Raw genomic sequence first — 15,855 nt, forward strand, 5'->3', positions numbered from 1 at the left:
CCCTTTCGTAGGGGTGTGACTACTGCGGCCCCGGGGCCGCGTCGGGCCGGGCGGCCGACTCGGCCCCCGAGTGGTCCCGCGCGGGTTCGAGCAGGTGCGCGAGGACCCGGTGCGCGTCGCCGAGTGCGCCGAGATCCACGCCGAGCTCGGCCGTGGTCTGCCGGACGACGGCCAGGTCCTTGCCGATGAACTCCCCCACGTTCCCGGTGAACCCCGCCACGGATCCGGCCGAGGCGACACCGTCCAGCGCGCGGCTGGACCCGCTGCCGTGCCGCAGGCCCTGGAGCAGGCTCGCCTCCGGCACACCGAGTTCCGCCGCCACGGCCACCGCCTGGGCGACGATCCCGATGTTCGCCGCGAACACCGCGTTGTTGAGGAGCTTGACCCGCTGCCCGGTGCCCCGGGGCCCGAGGTGCAGGATCGGGTCGCCGTAGGCCGCGAGGACGGTACGTGCCCGGTCCGCCGCGTCCGCCTCCCCACCCAGGTAGAGGGTGAGCCGCCCGGCCGCGATGTCGTGGGGACCGCCGCTGATCCCCGCGTCGACCACGGCGATCCCGCGCCGGTCGGCGTACTCGCCGAGCAGCTCGATGGTCAGCGGGCTGCACGTCGTGTGCACGATCAGGACCGAGCCCGGCGGCATGGTGTCCAGCAACCCGCCGTCGAGGCAGACGTCCCGCACCTGCGCGTCGGTGAACACGCACACCGCGGCCACCTCCACGGTGGCGAGGTCCCGTACGTCGGAGGTGACGTCGGCGCCGTCGGCGGCGAGCTCCTTGCGCGCGGCCTCCGACAGTTCCAGGACCGTGACCGGGTGCCCGGCCGCGAGCAGCCGCCGCACCATCGGCCGGCCCATCCGGCCCGCGCCGGCGAAGCCGACGCGCACCTTCTCGTCGGCGCTCATCGGGGGCATCCCATCGACTCCAGGGCGGCGTCCGCGGCTCCGAGTACGGTTCCCGCCGCGACTCCGGACGCCTCGGCCAGGGCGACCACGATCCGTGCGTCCTTCTGCAGCAGCGGACCGGTGATGCCGGCCATCGAGGCCAGCGAGAAGTCCGGCTGTCGCATGATGCCCGCCGCGAAGCTCGAACCGGAGCCGTGCGCCAGCACGACGGAGAGCTGGGCCGGGTCGATGTCGAGCCCGCGGGCCAGCGCGAACGCGCTCTCGGCGACTCCGAGGTTCGCCGCCAGCAGCAGGTTGTTGATGAGCTTCGCGCGTTGCCCGGCGCCGACCGGCCCCAGGTGCACCACCGGATCGCCGTAGGTCTCGAAGACCGGCCGGCTGCGCTCCACCGCGGCGTCCTCTCCGCCGATCATCACGAGGAGGCTGCCCTTCTCGGCCGCCGGTCCGCCGCCGCTGACCGGGGCGTCGATGAGGGTGACGCCCCGTTCCGCGGCCTGTACGGCGAGCCGCCGGCAGGTGTCGGGGTGCACGGTGCTGTGCACCGCGATCACCCCGCCGGGCCGCATGCCCTCCAGCAGGCCCGCGGGCCCCGCGACGACCTGCTCGACGCCGTCGTCGTCGAGGACGCAGACACAGGCGAGGTCGCATGCCGCGCCCAGCTCGGCGGCCGAGCCGGCCGTGTCGGCCGGGGTGCCGGCGAAGGGCTTGAGCGTCTCCGGCCTGCGGGCCCACAGCGTGGTCGGCACGCCGGCCTCGATGATCCTGTGGGCCATCGGCGCGCCCTGGCTGCCGAGACCGACGAAGCCGACGCGCCGCACGGTTTCCCCGCTCATGTGGCAGCGCCAGTGATCTTGATGTTGATCAGCTCCTCGTCGCTGAAGCCCAGCTCGCGCAGGATCTCGTCGGTGTGCTCGGCGAACAGGGGGCCACGCTTGAGCTGCGCCGCCTCCCGGTTGAACTGGACCGGGTTGGCGACGAGCTGCCGGGTCCCTCCCTCGGCGTCGACCACGTCGGAGATCAGGCCGATCGCCCGCAGGGCGGGGTCCTGGCCGACCTCGTAGGTGTTCTGCACGACCGCCCACTGGCCTTCCATGCCGTCGAAGGCGGCGACCCATTCGTCCTTGGTACGGCTTGCGATGACCTCCGCGACGATGCGGGCCGCCTCCGCGGCGTTGGCCATCAGTTTCTCGGCCGAGTCGAAACGCTCGTCGGTGGCCAGCTCGGGACGGCCGACCTTCTCGCAGAACTCCGGCCAGTAGCGTCCGGGCTGGAGCATGACCAGGGACAGCCACCGGTCGTCCGCGGCCCGGTACATGCCGGTCAGCGGATTGCTCACGTTGCCGGCCGCCGGGTCGTGCTTCGGCAGGGGCCCGCCCGCCATCAGGGCCAGGTTCACGTTCAGCTGGGTGGCCCAGGCGCCGACGCCGAGCAGGGAGATGTCCACGGTCGCCGCGCCGAGGCCGCGCTCCCGCGCGAAGAGGGCCCCCGCGATTCCGCCGGCGATGGTCATCCCGCCGATGTTGTCGCCGTAGGCACCGGTCGGCTGCTGAACCAGGTGGGACGCGCTTGGTGGGGTGGCGCTGTCGGAGCTGCCGGCGCGGGCCCAGAATGCCGTGCCGTCGTATCCGCCCTTGTCGGCCTCAGGGCCGCTGTGCGCGAAGCTCGTGCCGGCCGCGTAGATGATGTTCGGGTTGATCGCCCGCACGTCCTCGACGTCGATGCCCAGCTTCGTCCGTGCGCTGGGCAGGAAGTTCGTCAGAAAGACGTCGGCAGTGCGGATCAGCTCGCGCAGGACGCGCTTGGCCTCGGGCTTCTCCAGGGAGAGACCGATGCTCCGCTTGCCGCGGTTGGGTCCGTCCATGATCGGCGCGAAGCTCGATCCCTTGGAGATCACGTCCTGCCCGAGGGCCTTGACCAGGCCACGCTGCGCGTCCCCCTTCTCCGCGTGTTCGATCTTGATGACATCGGCACCCCAGTCCGCCAGAACGGCGCCGGCGGAGGGCACGAACGTGAACTGGGCGACCTCGACTACCCGGACGCCTTGCATCGGTTTGAACACAGGACGAGACCTCGTTTTCCTGACACTGGCCTCTGGGGAGCCAGCGGTTTCCATGGGGCGGAGGGCCATTCGGAACCGGTGATCGTCGGTGCCGGCACCGGCATGGCCGAAAAGTTAGATAGAACACTAATCATCAAAGTGTTTGCCAGCAATACCCTGCCGGAACCGCCAAGAATCGAAGAGTGTCGAATGATGCGGTGTTCCCGGGGCACGGCAGAGCAGGCCGTCGAGCGGGAGCGCGGCGGGAACCGCCGCCACGGGTCAGATGTTGAAGCGCAACGCTCCGTCGATGCGGACGACCTCGCCGTTGAGGTAGTCGTTGTCCACGATGTGCATGGCGAGCCTGGCGTACTCGTCCGGCCGGCCCATGCGCTTGGGGTTCGGCACGCCGTGCCCCCACCTCGCCTGCGCCTCCTCCTCCCTCATCTGGAAGGCGGGAGTGAAGAAGGTGCCGGGCGCGATCGTCATGACCCGCACCCCCGTCGGCGCCAGGTCGCGGGCGGCGGTGAGGGTCAGGCTGATGACGCCGCCCTTGGCCGCGGCGTAGTCCGTCTGCCCGACCTGGCCCTCGAAACCGGCGATCGAGGCCGTCATGATGACGACCCCGCGCTGGCCGGAGTCCAGCGGCTCGTTCCGGGTCATGGCGGCCGCCGTCTGACTCAGCACGTTGTATGTACCGCCCAGGAACACATCCATGGTGCGCCGGAACGTCTCGAGCGGGTAGAACTCGCCGTCGCGGTTGACGATGCGGCGGGCCGCGGCCGGACCGCCGTGGACGACGACTCCCACCCGGAGCGTGCCCAACTCGCGGGCCGCCGCCACCGCCGCGGCCACCGAGTCCTCCCGGGTCACGTCGGTCGACAGATAGCGCACCCGGTCACCGCCGAGGTCCGCCTCGAGCGCCTTGCCCTTGTCCTCGGCCAGGTCCGCGATCAGTACCTTGGCGCCGGCTTCGGCCAACCGCCGCACGGTCGCCTCGCCGAAGCCACCCGCGCCACCCACGACCAACGCCGACGTACCGTCGAGATGCATTTCATCCTCCTTGTGATCCAGGGCATGCGCCCCGATGAAGGGCGTCCGGGCAAGGACGCCGGAAGGCTGGGGCGTCTTATGCCCCGGGTGAGAGGGGACCGCTACGCGGTGAGAGCCTCGTCCTCGCGCACGAGTGCGACGAGGTCCCGGCGCAGGACCTTGCCGGTGGGGTTCGTCGGGAACTCGTCGACGAAGAGGACGTGGTCGGGGGTCTTCGAGCCGCGGAGCCGCTCCCGCGCCCAGGTCCGCAGTTCCTCGGCGTCGACGGCGGCTCCGGGACGGACGATGACGAACGCGCCGATCCGCTGGCCCCACTCAACGTCCGGCACACCGGCGACGACGCACTCCAGGACGGCGGGGTGACCGGCGAGCACGTCCTCGATCTCGGCGGGCGCGATGTTCTCGCCGCCGCGGATGATCGTGTCGTCGGTCCTGCCGCGAACGAAGAGATAGCCCTCCTCGTCCAGGTAACCGCAGTCTCTGGTGGGGAACCAGCCGTCCTCGCGCACCCTGCTGCCGGCTTCGAGGTACTCCCCTGCCACCTGCGGGCCGCGTACGACGATGTCTCCGGCGACGCCGGCGGGGCACGCGAGACCCTGCTCGTCCTGCACCTCGATCTCCACGGACGGCAGCGCACGCCCAACGGAGCCCAGTCGCGCCCGCACCGTCGGATCGGAACTGGCGGCGGCGGCCCTGTGGTCGTCGGGGCCGAGCACCGCGATCGACGAAGCGGTCTCCGTCAGCCCGTACGCGTTGACGAACCCGGTGTCCGGGAACAGCCCGAGAGCCTCCTCGATGACCTCGGACGCGATCTTCGCGCCTCCGTAGGAGAGAGACTTCAGGCAGCCGGGTCCCCGCGCTCCCCGGGACCGCAGTTCGGTCACGATCCGGGCGAGCATCGTGGGCACGACCATGGCGTGCGTGATCTGCTGGCTTTCCACGGTGGCCAGCCACTCCCCGGGAGTGAACTGGTCCAGGTAGACGATCCGCCGCCCGCTGTAGAGGTTCGACAGGGCGTTCGCCACCGCCGCGATGTGGTAGGGGGGAACGCTGACCAGCGTCGCGTCCGTGTCGGGCACCGAGCCGAACTCGACGGATCCGAACAGGTACGCGGTGAGGTTCCGATGGCGAAGCACGGCGCTCTTCGGCGCGGCGGTCGTGCCACTCGTCATGAGCAGCACGGCGACGGAGTCGGGGTCGGTCGTGGCCGCCGCGTCCGACGATTCCGCGTCGGACGAGACGGAGACCGCGGGGAGCGCCAGGAACTCCTCGATGCCGACGGTCGCCGCGCCCGGCACGCGCTCGGGTGTGTCGGTCACGACGAGCGGGGACTCCTGGCGGACCATCACGTCGGCGAGTTGCTCATGGCCCAGCCGGTAGTTGACCGGCAGGAACGGCACCCCGGCGAGAGTGGCGGCGAACAGCGCGACCGGGAACGCCCGGCCGTTCGCGCCCAGGTAAACCAGGCGTCGCGCGCCGACGGCGGCCAGATGGCCGGCTCCGGCCAGTGCCCGGGTGCGCAGGTCCGCGCCGGTGAGACCGGTGGCGCGGTCCCCGATGAGGACACGGTCGGGCATGCCGTCGGCCACCATGTCGAGGATCATCGCGAGATTCATCGCAGTTCCACCACCTGTTTCGTCGTGGCTCGATCAGCGGCCGCGCTTGACCTGCTTGAAAGGAACGTCCCGGTCCAGGGCGAGTTCCCTGGGCATCCCCAGCACCCGCTCGCTGATGACGTTCCGCGCCATCTCGGTGCTGCCACCGCCGAGGCTTCCGCCCTGGCGTACCAGGAAGCGGAGGCCCGCCTGGCCGCCGATCCCCTGGTCCGCGCCGGCGCCGGTCGCCGCGCCCGATCCGGCGATCTTGACGGCGATGTCGGCGGCCATCTCGTTGGACTCGGCGTGCAGCAGCCGCAGAATGGACGCGGCCGTCGGCGGAAGTGCGCCCGTGGCCATCGCGCGCGAGACCCGGCCGACCGTCTGCTCGGACACCTTCTCCATCGCCAGGAACCTGCCGATCATCTCGCGGACCCGCGGGTCGCCCGCGCGGTCCGAGGCTCGCGCGATGTCGAGCGGGGTCATCTGGCGGGTGGCCGGCGCGTACCTCCCGCCGCTGATGTAGGGAGAGCCGCCGCCCATGGAGTTGCGCTCGTGGAAAAGCTGCCGGGAGGCGACGGACCATCCGTCGTCGACCTCGCCCACCACCGCCGACGAGGGAAGCACCACGTCGTCGAAGAACTCTTCGCAGAACTCCGCGGAGCCGTCCGACATGCGGACGCGGTTCATCTTGACGCCCGGAGCCTTCGTCGGGACGAGGAACATCGTCAGTCCCTGGTGCTTGGGCACGTCCCAGTTGGTCCGGGCCAGGCACAGCCCCCAGTCGGCGGCGTAGGCGGAGGAGCTCCAGCACTTCGCGCCGTTGAGGATCCAGTTGTCCCCGTCACGCTCCGCCCGGGTGGTCACACCGGCCAGGTCCGATCCGCCGCTGGGCTCCGACAGGAGCTGGCACATCACCTCCTCCCCCCGGATCGCCGCTCCGATCCGCTCGCGCTTCTGCTCCTCCGAGCCCATGTCGAGCAGCGTCGCCGCGCAGATGCTGAACGAGGGGATGTTCAGCACCACCGGCAGCTCGTAGCCGTCGCTCTCCTCGTTGAAGACCTGCTGATGAGCCGGGGTCAGGCCGAGCCCGCCGTACTCCGCCGGGAAGCAGATGCCCGCGAAGCCGCCGGCGTACAGCTTCTTCTGCAGCTCGCGGGCGCGCTGCCACCGCTGTTCGTCCTCATCCCCCTCCGTAGACGGCGGCGCGGCGTCCGCCAGGCGCGGCATGTTGCCGGCCAGCCACGCCCGGGCCCGGCTGCGGAAAGACTCGACGCTCTCAATCGCTGTCATCGCGGATCAGTCCTTCGGGATCTCAGAGGGAGGCGAGGTCGGCAAGGCGGAGGAAGTGGTCCTCCGGCGTCCCGTACAGGGCCTGGTCGAGGGTGACGCGCCGCAGGTACAGGTGAAGGTCGTGCTCCCAGGTCACGCCGATGCCGCCGTGCAGTTGCACGCAGTCCTGGAGCATCGGGAGGGACCGCTCCCCCACGTACGACTTGGCCACGCTGACGAGTTCTGCGGCGTCCGCCGATCTGTTCTGTACGGCTTCCGCGGCCGCCTGGGTCGTGGCGTGACAGGCCTCCAGCCAGGTGCGCATGTCGGCGAACCGGTGCTTGAGCGCCTGGTAGGACGCCAGCGGCCGGCCGAAGGAGTATCGGTCGAAGGCCCACTGCACCGTGAGGGCGAACGCCCGGTCCAGAGCGGCACAGAGCTCCGAGCACTGGATGACGACGGCGATCTGGAGCTGCCGCTCGATGACCTCGACCGCTCCCGGCGCGCCCACCAGCGCGTCGGCCCCGACCCGGACGTCGTCGAAGCTGACCTCGCCGAACGACCGGGACAGGTCCAGGGACCACTGCGGGGAGACCGAGACGCCCTCGGCCGAGGTGGGAACCAGGAACTGCGCGACCCCGTCGGGGGTCATGGCCGTGACCAGGAGGAGATCCGCCTGCTCGGCGTCCTCGACGCGGTCCTTGGCCCCGTTGAGGACGAAACCGCCGTCCGCCGGAGTCGCCGTGAGACGGGGCTCCAGCGGCGACCACACGACGCCGGGCTCATAGACCGCCCAGCTCGCGATGCTCTCCCCCGCGACGAGCGACTCGATCTCGGCGCTGTGGTCGGGGCCGATGCCCTGCGCCTCGACCAGGCCCGCGAGGACGACGTTGACCGGCAGCAGGGGCCCCGGGGCCACACCCGCGCCCAGTTCCTCGGCGAGAAGGCTCAGATCGCGCACACCCTCGCCCGAGACGCTTCCACCGCCGAGGTCCTCCGGCACGATGGTCGCGGTCCAGCCCAGTTCGGCGCCCTTCTGCCACCAGTCCCGGCTCCAACGAGGCTCGCCGTCCGCCATCCCGCGGATGCGGTCCAGGGGATACTCCTTCTCGAGGAGTCTTCTGGCCGATGCCTGGAAGATCTTTTGGTCCGACGAGAGTTCCAGCTCCATCGAGACTTCCTCTCACATGTCAGGGGAAATGCCGGCCGGGTGACGCCGGGCCTCAAGGCGTGCGAAGTCGCGTGGTCACGGAGTCACGGCCGGGTCCGGCCGGCACTCGGGGCGCATCTCACTGAACAGCACTGAAGAACAGTTGTCAATGTATCGAAGTTTTGTTTTCGCGATGCCGCCGTCCGGGCAGGCGGCCCGGACGCCGAAAAGCGCGGCGCCGACGCCTGTGTGCCGTCTCACGTGGGCACGGATCAGCCCATGCGGGTACGTTTGGGCTAGATTCATGTTTGGCGAATACTGAAAGCGTGCTGGATGGCAGGAGAGGAGTAGGACCATGTCCCGCGAGCCCGTCGCCGTGACAGAAGTCTTCAAGGCGTTGTGCGACCCGATCCGGTGGAGCATCGTCCAGCAGGTGGCTCAGGAGGAGGAGTTCGCCTGCAGCATCCTGGAGGACATGCTGCCCGTTTCCAAGCCCACCATCTCCTACCACACCAAGATCCTCACGCAGGCCGGAGTGATCGAGGTGCGCAAGCGGGGCCGCAACTACTTCTACACACTGCGCCGAGATGTCGTGCGTGAAGTGATCGACGAGCTGTGGACTCTGGCGCCCGGGGACCGCCCTGAGGTCGGGAGCACCGCCGAGGACGAAGCCCGGCAGCCGCGGCGGCCCTCGCACGCCGAGACATCGAGTGACAATGACGCCCCTCTCCTGACCTGGTAGGTCCAGCCGGTCTTCCCCGTCACACGGCGAAACGGAGCCCGGTCCAGGCGTGCCGCGCCCGCGTGCCGACGGCGCCGAGCCCGGCACGCCTGCCGACGATCACTTCGGCGCAGGTCCGCTGGTCGCTGGGACCGGTGTGGCGCGTCCGGATGGCCGAGTAGAGGCCAGGCACGGGCCGGCCTTCGCTGACGAGGACAGCCCCGGTCATCTCGTCAACGTGCAGTTCCGCCTGCTGTACGGCCGCCGAAGAGGCCGGTTCGCGCAGTGCGCACCAGGTGCGGACGGTCAGTTCAGGTGTCGACCACACACAGACGGCCGTCGAGGGGACCGTGTCCGCCCGACGGCGCCGGGCCGCCTCCATCGAAACCCCGGCGCCGGACCCCACGCGTGCCGCGGCCCACATGGCGGGCCCGACGAACTCCCAATGGCGCGGGTGCAGCGCGAGAACGACCGAGGAACAGCTGATTTCGCCGACCCGGAAGCCCGCCCGCCACACCGTCTCGGCGGCTCGGGCGAGGACGGGCGCGGCGAACGCCGGCACCCGATCACCCACCCTCTGCAGCCACCGGTGTCTCGCGGCGGCCGCTCCCCCGGCGGGGAGCGTCGCGTATCCGACACCGCACACCTGCCCGGCGTCCATCACGAGTTCGTGCACACGGGACTGTGCTCGCACTTCCACCCCGGCGGCGCGCGCGGCCGCCCGTAAGCCGGCTCTCAGCTCGTCTCGGGACCGGTCGGCACCGGACGCGACACGCCTGCCCTCCACCGGGACGCGCTGATCCAGGACCAGCACGCGCGCATCGGCCTCAGCCGCCGCCAGGGCCGCCGCGGCCCCGGAGACACCGAATCCGACGACCACCACATCGACGTGTTCGTCCAGCGACATCGGCCAGCCTCCTCGCCAGCACATCCCCCAGGCGAGCATTCCCCTGAAGGTCCTCGTCGGCGCGGCCCACACTACGAAGGCAGGTGACACGTGTCAACGGTGTTACGCCCCCGTTAACGCCCGCACGCGCCGCGTGCCTACGACCCCGATCGGGCTATGTCGTCTCGCCGAGGAGGATCGTGAACGCCTCGTGCGTGGTCGGGCGCCTGCCGGCAGGCGCCCGACCGCCGTAGGCATGCGCCAGCGATTCCCGGATGTGCCCCAGGACCGCTGATACGTCGGGAGAAACGGTCGTCACCCGGGGCGAGACCAGCTGCCCGACCGCCATGCGCTCGACGCCGACCACCGCGACGTCGTCCGGCACCCTCAGTCCGAGCCTCTTCGCGGCGAACACCAGGGCGAGGGCCACCTCGTCGTTGTAGCAGGCGACCCCCACCGGCCGGCCGCGCAGCGCGAGCAGTTGCTCGAGGGCCAGCTGCGCGCCTTCGCGGTCGACGGGCACATGGATGTAGGAGGGCGGGGCCAGCCCCTCAGCCGCGCAGAACTCGGCGACGGCGTCCGCGCGCTCCTGCCCGTACGGGTCCTCACGCATGTCGATGAGGAACGCGTAGGCGAGCTCCCTGTAGCCACGATCATGCAGGTGGCGGGCCTGCAGGGCCCCGATCCAATCGTTGACCTGGGGAGTCCCCTCCCCGGGGAAGAGGGGGCAGCCGACCCGTTCCACGAACTCGAGGTCCTGCGGCGTCAGGCCGCCCAGGTCGATGAGCCCGGCGGGACGCAACGTCTCGATCATGTGCCGCAACCGCTTGGACTTCTCGTTCTTCCCCTGCGCGCCGCTGAAGTGCACGACCACGGTGAAGCCGAGTTCCTCGACGTCGGCCGAGATGACCTCGACGACGTCCTGAAGCCTGGTCACGGTCGCGTAGGGCATGACCAGGACGATGAAGTCACTGCGTCCCATGACCAGTGCGCGGCCGGCCGCCGAGCGGACGTAACCGAGCTCGGCCGCGGCGCTGCGCACCCGCTCGACCGTCTCGGCGCTGAACCGCTCGACCTGATCGTTGAGGACGTGGCTCACCGTGGCCCGGGAGACTCCGGCGAGCCGGGCGACGTCACCGCTGGTCGCCGGACGCGAGCCCCGAGATGTGGCCGGGCTCTTGTCCACCGGTCGCCTGGACACGTCGTCTCTCCCAAGAGGTCGAAGAGGCGCCCCCCGAGTAGGGCTTGCTGCTCACGGTACGGCAGAGCGGCTGGTCCGCACGCCTCCGCCCGGAGCAGGCCGAAGCAGGCCGGAGCAGGTTCAGTTCGATTCATTTACGAATTTAGAAGTATTCGATATCGTCTAACAGTCGCCCGACTGGCTCCGCGCCCGGCGACCCCGTTCCTTGAGACAGTGAGGTGGTCCTGTGCCCGAAGCCGTCATCGTCAGCGCGGTCCGAACCCCCATCGGGACCGCCCGCAAGGGCACCCTCACCGAAACCCCCGCCGAAGCGCTGGCGGCTCACATCCTCCGGGAGGCCGTTCGCCGTTCCGGCCTGGCGCCCGAACGGTTCGACGATGTGATCTTCGGGGAGGTGATGTACGGCGGCGGTGATCTGGCCCGGCACGCCGCGGTCGCCGTGGGCATGACCCAGGTGCCCGGCGTGGCGGTGAACCGGCACTGCGCCAGCAGCCTCGCCACCGTCGGAATGGCCGCCGCGAGCATCCGGGCGGGCATGGACCGCGCCATCGTGGCCGGCGGCGTGCAGTCGTCCTCCACCACTCCGTCCCTCACCTGGCGGATCCCGCTGAGCGACGACACCGAGCGGCGAAACGCCCCCACGTTCCCCTACACAGAAGACGCCACCGACGACGTGACCCTGAGCGTCGGCTGGAACGTCGCCCAGAAGTACGGGATCACGCGCGAGCGGATGGACGCGTGGGCGCTGCGCTCACACCGGCGCGCGGTCGCCGCGACCGAGGCGGGCGTGTTCGCCGACGAGATCGCGCCGATCGAGGTGACCCGGCGGGACGGTTCCGTGATCGAGTTCGCCGTGGACGAGCACCCGCGGCCCACGACCTCGATGGAGAAGCTGACGTCGCTGCCGCCGCTCCACCCGGAGATCGAGGGGTTCTCGATCACCGCGGGCAACGCCAGCGGCTCCAACGACGCCGCGGCCGCGCTCGCCGTGGTCGCGGACGATCTGGCTCGCGCGGAAGGCCTCGAGGCGCTCGCCACCGTACGCGCCTGGGCCGCGGCCGGCGTCGAACCGAAGTACACCGGCGTCGGCGCGGTCGACGCCGCGGTCAAGGTCCTGAAGCGGGCCGGGCTGACGACGGCCGACGTCGACCTCTGGGAGATCAACGAGGCGTTCGCCTCGGTTCCGGTGGCCGCCTGCCAGGTGCTGAATCTCGACGAGGAGCGGGTCAACATCTACGGCAGCGGGTGCAGCCTCGGCCATCCGGTCGCCGCGTCCGGAGCTCGCATGGTGACGACGCTCGCCCATGAGTTGCGCCGCCGCGGCGGCGGGATCGGCCTGGCCACCATGTGCGCCGGCGGCGGGCAGGGCGGAGCCGTTCTCATCGAGGTCTCCTAGGGAGTCGATCCCGGCCGCCGTTCGCCGCATCGCTCTTCTTCCGCCGCCCCTCCAGAGGAGTCTCAACATGACCATCAAGAAGATCGCCGTCGTCGGCTGCGGGACCATGGGCGCCGGAATCGTCCAACTCGCCGCGCAGAACGGCCTCGAGGCCATCGGTGTCGAGGCGAGCGAGTCCGGGATCGACGCCGCCCACCGGCGCGTCGACGCCGGTCTCGAGGCCGGCCTCAGCCGGGGAAAGATCAGCCCGGAGCGGGCCGAGCAGGCGCGGAACTCCTACACGCTGACGACCGACCTGACGGAGATCAAACAGGCGGACCTCGTCGTGGAGGCCGTGTACGAGGACGTCGAGCTCAAGAAGCGGCTGCTCGGGGAGATCGACCGGCTGGTCGGCCCGGAGACGCTCATCGCGTCGAACACCTCGACCATCCCGCTGGTCATCCTCGCCGCGGCGACGTCGCGGCGCGAGCAGGTCATCGGGTTGCACTTCTTCAACCCGGTGCCGGCGATGCGCCTGGTCGAGGTGATCAAGACTCCTGTCACCGAGCAGGGGTGCATCGACGCGGTGACGGAGCTGACGAGAAGGCTCGGCAAATCGCCCGTCGTCGTCAACGACGTGCCCGGGTTCGTCGGCAATCTCCTCATCGTGCCGTACCTGCTCGACGCGATCCGCGCCTTCGAACGCGGCGTGGCGGACAAGGAGTCGATCGACTCCGTGATCACGTCGGGGTTCAACCACAAGATGGGGCCGTTCCGGCTCAGCGACCTGATCGGCCTGGACATCGTCCACGACATGGCCGCGTCCATGTACGAGGAGTACAAGGACCCGAGGTACTTCCCGCCGCCGCTGCTCAAGCAGTACGTCCGGCTGGGCTGGCTGGGGCGTAAGACCGGACGGGGCTTCTACACCTATGACGGCTGAGCCGCTCGCGCCGGCGCAGGCCGCCGCCAGTGTCGTCGCGGCGTGGGACGACGCGCTCCGCTCGACCGACCCGCTGGACTTCCCCGGATACACCGCCCCGGCGTCTTCCGAGGAGTCGGTCCGGACGGCACTCGTCGAGCTCGGCGGGCGACCCGCCGTATGGATCGACTGTGACTTCCGCCGTGTGGGCGGGACGATGGGCGCCGTCGCCGGCGAACGCATCGTCCGCGCCTTCGACCGCGCCACCCAGATGGGCGTGCCCGTGGTGGAGACGATCTCAACCGGAGGCGCACGGCTGCAGGAGGGAATGCTCTCCCTCCTGCAGATGCCCCGCACGGTGTCGGCCGCGGCGCGGCACGCGGCCGCGGGGTTGCGGTCGGCCGCGTACCTGCGGTCGCCGGCGACCGGCGGAGTGTTCGCCTCCTTCGTCTCCGTGGCCGACCTGCGCGCCGCCGAGCCGGAGGCGACCATCGGCTTCGGCGGCCCCAGAGTCGTCGCCGAGGTCACCGGCGCCTACCCGCCGCCGACCTCGCACACCGCGGAGTCGGCACTCCGGCACGGGTTGATCGACGCGATCGTCGACCCCTCGCGTTGCTGGGACTGGCTGGCCGCGGCCGTGGGCGCGGTCACCGCCGGTCCCCTCGTGCCGCCTCCGGGGCGCCCACACGGGCCCGACACCACCGCCCGGCCGGAGGATCCGTACGAGCACCTGCTGCGCGCCCGCGGAAGCGGGCGGCCTTCCGGCCTGGAGTGGGCGGCGTGGCTTACCGATGAGTGGGTGGAGATCGGCGGCTCCGACCCGGCCGTGCGGGCCGGACTGGCGGCCGTCGACGGCCGCCGGGTCGTCGTCGTCGCGATGGACCGGTTCGCCGGGGCGTTCCGGCCGGGGGCGCCGGGTCCCGGCGCCTATCGCCTGGCGCAGCGGGCCGTCCGGCTCGCCGACCGGCTGGGGCTTCCGGTGCTCACCCTCGTCGACACGCCCGGGGCCGAGCCGAGCCCGGAGTCGGAGGCGGGTGGCCTCGCGGGTGAGATCGCGCGGACCCTGCTCGCCCTTGCCGAACTGGCGTCGCCCAGCGTCAGCGTGGTCGTCGGAGAAGGCGGCAGCGGCGGCGCCGTGGCGCTGGCGCACACCGACCAGCTGTTCGTCCTGGACGGCGCGGTGTTCTCCGTGATCGGCCCCGAGGCGGGGGCCGCGATCCTCTACCGCGATCCGGCCCGGGTCCCCGAGCTCACGCGATCGCTCCGGCTGACCCCCGATGAGCTGCTGCGCCTCCGCGTCGTGGACCGCGTGCTCCCGGAGGACGTGGCATCGGTCCGGGCCGCGGTGACGGAGGCGCTGACCCAGGCGCGGGCGGGGACGAAGGACAGCCGTCCACATCTGGCGACGGCCGCCGCGGTCGCGAATCAGTGATTCCCTCAAAGGAGAGTGAAAGTGAGCAGAGCTGCACTACTGGCCTGGGCCAGCCCGGTGCCCCACCGCACCGCCGAGTTCGTGGAGTGGTACGAGAACGTCCACATTCCCCAGGTGCGGGCGGCGATCCCCTCGATCGAGGAGGTGGTCCGCTACCGCCTCGTGGATCCGGCCGACCCGGAGCGGCAGCCCCGGTTCCTCACCTTCTACGACCTCGGGGAGGTCGACGTGGCCGACGCGTCGGCGAGCCTCGCGGAGGCGGCCAAGGCCGGTGAGCTGGAGCCGTCCTCCTCCATGGACCTGGTGACCGATCCCCCGGTCATCCAGTGGTACATCCGCGATTCCGGCGCTCTGTGAGGAGAGTCTGGTGAAGAAGCAGGTAAAGGTAACTGGAGATCACGGCATCGGGCAGATGATCCACGTCGTCCACATGTGCGACGACGTGGAGGAACTGCGCCGGTTCTACGAGGACGTCCTGGGCGGCTTCGTGTACATGGGCGGCGACGAGCCGAACTACCTCCCCTGGGAAGACCGCTACGCGGCCCTGCTGATGGTCGGCGACCTGTGCGTGGAGGTCATGGCACCGAAGATGCCGGCCAATCCCCAGCTTCCCGTCGGCAAGTTCTACACGAAGTACGGACGCCACCTGCACTCGGTGGGGTACAAGGTGGACGACCTCGTCGGGCTGGCCGACCGGCTGCTCGAGCGGGGGGTCTACATCGGCAAGCCCGGCGGCGGAAAGATCGACAAGCTCGACCCGGACACGCCGTACTTCTTCCCGAGTCCGCGCGACACCGCCGGCCTGATGGTGGAGCTGTGCAAGCTGGACATGCCGGACGATCCGCGTGACCAGGAGACGTGGTCGTCGCTGGTGCGCCTGTGGCGGTCCCACCCGCTCACCATCAAGCGCTTCTCCCACGTGACCCTGGGCGTCCGCGACCTGGAAGCGGCCATCAAGATCTACGTCGACACCATGCAGGCGGTGCCGATCAAGATCGGTACGGACGGCGACCTGCGGGCGAAATCCGCGATCCTGCAGCTCGGCGATTGCCTCCTCCAGCTCGCCGAGCCGCTGGACGCCGAATCCGACCTCGGCCGGCACGTCGAGAAGTGGGGCAACATGATCTACAGCCTCCGCTTCAAGGTCGCCGACCTCGACTCGGCCGAGATCTGGCTGAACAAGAACAACGTCCGGACGACGCGGATCAGCGAGCAACTGATCGTCACCGACGTCGAGGACACCTTCGGGGCGCCCATCTTCTTCAGCGCCGAGACCATCGAGGGCGACCCCTTCGCCGACGACTGACAC

Annotated in this window: 15 protein-coding genes; 6 read left to right on the forward strand and 9 right to left on the reverse strand. The window is 70.5% G+C overall.

What is annotated here, in order from left to right; genetic code table 11:
- Window positions 1-19: 19 nt before the first annotated feature.
- From IMZ11_RS06200 to IMZ11_RS06230, 7 genes are all read right to left on the reverse strand, one after another.
- Entirely contained in the window at window positions 20-901 is an 882-nt protein-coding gene (locus IMZ11_RS06200) for an NAD(P)-dependent oxidoreductase (RefSeq protein ID WP_228638368.1), read from the reverse strand.
- On the reverse strand, window positions 898-1,734 hold the full coding sequence (locus IMZ11_RS06205) for an NAD(P)-dependent oxidoreductase (protein ID WP_228638370.1): 837 nt from the start codon (window positions 1,732-1,734) through the stop codon (window positions 898-900). Before IMZ11_RS06205 ends, IMZ11_RS06200 begins: the two co-directional genes overlap by 4 nt.
- Window positions 1,731-2,960 (reverse strand): CaiB/BaiF CoA-transferase family protein, encoded by a 1,230-nt coding sequence (locus IMZ11_RS06210; RefSeq protein WP_228638372.1) that lies wholly within the window; start codon window positions 2,958-2,960, stop codon window positions 1,731-1,733. The genes IMZ11_RS06205 and IMZ11_RS06210 overlap by 4 nt, the downstream gene beginning before the upstream one ends.
- A gap of 261 nt (window positions 2,961-3,221) precedes the next feature.
- Entirely contained in the window at window positions 3,222-3,992 is a 771-nt protein-coding gene (locus IMZ11_RS06215) for an SDR family NAD(P)-dependent oxidoreductase (RefSeq protein WP_228638374.1), read from the reverse strand.
- A gap of 101 nt (window positions 3,993-4,093) precedes the next feature.
- Window positions 4,094-5,608, reverse strand: a complete 1,515-nt coding sequence (locus tag IMZ11_RS06220; RefSeq protein ID WP_228638376.1) for a class I adenylate-forming enzyme family protein — start codon at window positions 5,606-5,608, stop codon at window positions 4,094-4,096.
- Between the two features lie 33 nt (window positions 5,609-5,641).
- Window positions 5,642-6,880 (reverse strand): acyl-CoA dehydrogenase family protein, encoded by a 1,239-nt coding sequence (locus IMZ11_RS06225; protein WP_228638378.1) that lies wholly within the window; start codon window positions 6,878-6,880, stop codon window positions 5,642-5,644.
- A gap of 22 nt (window positions 6,881-6,902) precedes the next feature.
- Complete coding sequence (locus tag IMZ11_RS06230; RefSeq protein WP_228638380.1) at window positions 6,903-8,030, reverse strand: acyl-CoA dehydrogenase family protein; 1,128 nt, start codon at window positions 8,028-8,030, stop codon at window positions 6,903-6,905.
- A 334-nt stretch (window positions 8,031-8,364) separates the two neighbouring features.
- Here IMZ11_RS06230 and IMZ11_RS06235 point away from each other — a divergent pair, with 334 nt between their 5' ends.
- A complete protein-coding gene (locus IMZ11_RS06235; protein WP_228638382.1) occupies window positions 8,365-8,751 on the forward strand; it encodes a helix-turn-helix transcriptional regulator in 387 nt (128 codons plus the stop codon).
- A 19-nt stretch (window positions 8,752-8,770) separates the two neighbouring features.
- Here the strand turns inward: IMZ11_RS06235 and IMZ11_RS06240 are convergent, their stop codons facing one another.
- Window positions 8,771-9,637, reverse strand: coding sequence for an FAD-binding protein (locus IMZ11_RS06240; protein ID WP_228638384.1), 867 nt, complete (start codon window positions 9,635-9,637; stop codon window positions 8,771-8,773).
- Between the two features lie 154 nt (window positions 9,638-9,791).
- A complete protein-coding gene (locus tag IMZ11_RS06245; RefSeq protein ID WP_228638387.1) occupies window positions 9,792-10,817 on the reverse strand; it encodes a LacI family DNA-binding transcriptional regulator in 1,026 nt (341 codons plus the stop codon).
- Between the two features lie 226 nt (window positions 10,818-11,043).
- On the opposite strand from IMZ11_RS06245, the gene IMZ11_RS06250 reads away from it, so the two are divergent.
- From IMZ11_RS06250 to IMZ11_RS06270, 5 genes are all read left to right on the forward strand, one after another.
- Window positions 11,044-12,213: a thiolase family protein gene (locus IMZ11_RS06250; RefSeq protein ID WP_228638388.1), complete on the forward strand. Its 1,170-nt coding sequence runs from the start codon at window positions 11,044-11,046 to the stop codon at window positions 12,211-12,213.
- A 67-nt stretch (window positions 12,214-12,280) separates the two neighbouring features.
- Window positions 12,281-13,135, forward strand: a complete 855-nt coding sequence (locus tag IMZ11_RS06255; RefSeq protein WP_228638391.1) for a 3-hydroxyacyl-CoA dehydrogenase family protein — start codon at window positions 12,281-12,283, stop codon at window positions 13,133-13,135.
- Window positions 13,125-14,546: a carboxyl transferase domain-containing protein gene (locus IMZ11_RS06260; protein ID WP_228638393.1), complete on the forward strand. Its 1,422-nt coding sequence runs from the start codon at window positions 13,125-13,127 to the stop codon at window positions 14,544-14,546. Before IMZ11_RS06255 ends, IMZ11_RS06260 begins: the two co-directional genes overlap by 11 nt.
- Before the next feature lie 21 nt (window positions 14,547-14,567).
- Window positions 14,568-14,903, forward strand: coding sequence for a hypothetical protein (locus tag IMZ11_RS06265; RefSeq protein ID WP_228638395.1), 336 nt, complete (start codon window positions 14,568-14,570; stop codon window positions 14,901-14,903).
- Window positions 14,904-14,913: 10 nt separating this feature from the next.
- Window positions 14,914-15,852 (forward strand): VOC family protein, encoded by a 939-nt coding sequence (locus tag IMZ11_RS06270; RefSeq protein ID WP_228638397.1) that lies wholly within the window; start codon window positions 14,914-14,916, stop codon window positions 15,850-15,852.
- Window positions 15,853-15,855: the final 3 nt, after the last annotated feature.

The sequence above is a fragment of the Microtetraspora sp. AC03309 genome (assembly GCF_020826795.1).
GTDB classification, from domain to species: domain Bacteria; phylum Actinomycetota; class Actinomycetes; order Streptosporangiales; family Streptosporangiaceae; genus Microtetraspora; species Microtetraspora glauca.